2 protein-coding genes are annotated in these 2,197 nt (G+C 69.1%); both read left to right on the top strand.

The features are described from left to right. Positions 1–113 precede the first annotated feature (113 nt). Entirely contained in the window at positions 114–548 is a 435-nt protein-coding gene (locus IH26_RS61035) for a hypothetical protein (RefSeq protein WP_051810120.1), read from the top strand. Positions 549–633: 85 nt separating this feature from the next. After that, entirely contained in the window at positions 634–2,160 is a 1,527-nt protein-coding gene (locus IH26_RS0152280) for an ISKra4 family transposase (RefSeq protein ID WP_157437909.1), read from the top strand. Positions 2,161–2,197: the final 37 nt, after the last annotated feature.

Consider the following 2,197-nt stretch of genomic DNA (forward strand, 5'->3'; position numbering starts at 1 on the left):
GGGTGCGTTTCTTCCTGAGTGACCTGCTCGATGAGCATCGATGTCGACCCGTTGCAGCACTCGATGGCCGGTTGGTATGGGTTGGTTGACCGGTTTGCGGTGGGGGTGGGCGGGTGGATGGTGATCAGATCTTGCGGTTGCTGGCCGAGCGGGAGGCTGCGGCTCGGGTCGAGTGGCTGCGGCTGGAGCAGGAGGCCGCGCAGATCGCGGGGTTGATCGAGGAATGCCGGCGCGAGATCGAGCACCTGGCGGTCGCGCGGGAGGTGTTGTCCGGGCTGGTCACTGGGCCGGCGGCGCCGATGCCGGCGGCGCCGGATGCGAACCCTGTGGGGGACTTCGCGGGCCGGTTGCTGGTGGTGCTGGCCGAGGCCGGCCGGCCGTTGCGGTGCCGGGAGGTGGTCGCCGTTCTGGGCGAGGATCCGTCGGTGGCCCGGCATGGTGAGCGGGTCCGGCACCGGTTGAAGAAGCTGACGGCAGCGGGCCTGGTGCGCGAGGTGGAGCCGGGGCTGTTCACCCGGTCGGAGGATTCCGGCTCCCCTTCGGGGTGACCCGGCCGGAGTGGTGCCCACGAGGTGGCGGGTCTCCCTGGGTGGCCTGGGTTTGTCGAGAACCGGCCGACCCGAGGAAGACCCGATGGCACCATATCCCTGTCCCGAGCCCGGCAACGCCGCTTATGCCGCGTCGTGGGCGTTGTTCGACGCATTGATCACCCGGCTGGGTGACCCACTAATGGCCGAGGAGCCGGAACACGCGGTGGAGCAGTTCATCGCCGGCACGGGCCGTGACGTGCTGCGTCAGGCGTTGCAGGATCACCTGGACGCCCGGGCCGCCGCGGAGCGGCGTCTCGCGGAGGTGACCGGCGCCGACCAGGTGCCACGCCGGCGGGCCGAGCCGGGGCATACCCGGCTGCTGTCGACCACGCTCGGCCGGGTCGAGGCCACCCGGATCGCCTACCGCCATCCGGGAGTGTCCAATCTGCACCCGGCCGATGTGAGGCTCGCGTTGCCGGCGGGCCGGTATTCGTTCCCGCTGCAGGAAGCCGTGGTCCACGAGAGCGTGACCGGCGCGTTGCGGGAGGCTCGTGATGGCTTGGACCGTATTCTCGGCGCGCGGGTCGGGACCCGGCAGCTGATGCAGATCACCATCGACGCCGCCCAAGATGTGCGCGACTTCTACTCCCAGCACCCGGTTCCCGCCCCGGCGGCGCGTCCCGGTGGGACCGGACCACGGGACCTGCTCGTGCTCAGCATCGACGCGACCGGCGTCAACATGATCGACTCCGGGTTGCGAGATAGCCCACCGGTCCGCGACGACGGACCACGGCCGCCGTCGGCCCAACTCTCCTGCCGCAAACGCACCGGCCGCACCCGCATGGCCGTGGTCACCGCCGTCTACGACGCCGCACCCGCCGTCCGCAGCCCGGCCGACATCATGCCCGCCGACGCGACCGAACGCGCCACCCGCCGACCCGGACCGAAAGCCGTCAACCGTCAGGTCGACGCGTCGATCGTCGACTCCACCGCCCCGATGACCCGCCGGTTGTTCGACCGGGCCCAGCAACGCGACCCGCAACATCGGCGCCGCTGGATCGTGCTGGTCGACGGCAACAACCATCAGATCGACCGGATCAACGCCGAGGCCCACGCCCGCGGCGTCCAGATCAACCTGATCCTGGACTTCGTCCACGTCCTGGAATACCTCTGGAAAGCCGCCGAGGACCTGCACCCCACCCAACCCGGCCGGGCCAGCTTCGTCGCCCGCACCGCCCGCGACCTGCTCGAACACCACCCAGCCCGGGTCATCGCCGACCTGAACAGCCTCTACGACACCGTCACCACAACCGGCGACACCGCGCCTGGGCTGAAACGCTGCATCGACTACCTCACCGCGAAACAGCCTTACCTCATCTACCGGATCGCGCTGACGATGGGCTGGCCCATCGCGACCGGTGTGATCGAAGGGACCTGCCGCTACCTGGTGAAGGATCGCCTTGCGATCACCGGCGCCCGCTGGAGTCTGCCCGGCGCGGAGGCTGTCCTCCTGCTACGAGCCGTGATCACGAATGGGGATTTCCCCGCCTACTGGAAGTTCCACCTCCAGCAAGAACACCAACGTACCCACACCAGCCGCTACCAGCACCAATACGACCTCGCGGCCTAACCAAGACCAAGAAAGTCACTCAGAGAGAAACGCACCC

It is taken from the genome of Actinoplanes subtropicus (assembly GCF_000721705.1).
Lineage (GTDB): Bacteria > Actinomycetota > Actinomycetes > Mycobacteriales > Micromonosporaceae > Actinoplanes > Actinoplanes subtropicus.

Excerpts from the sequence above, each read along its gene's own strand:
- IH26_RS0152280 (WP_157437909.1), top strand. The coding sequence starts at position 634 with ATGGCACCATATCCCTGTCCCGAGCCCGGCAACGCCGCTTATGCCGCG.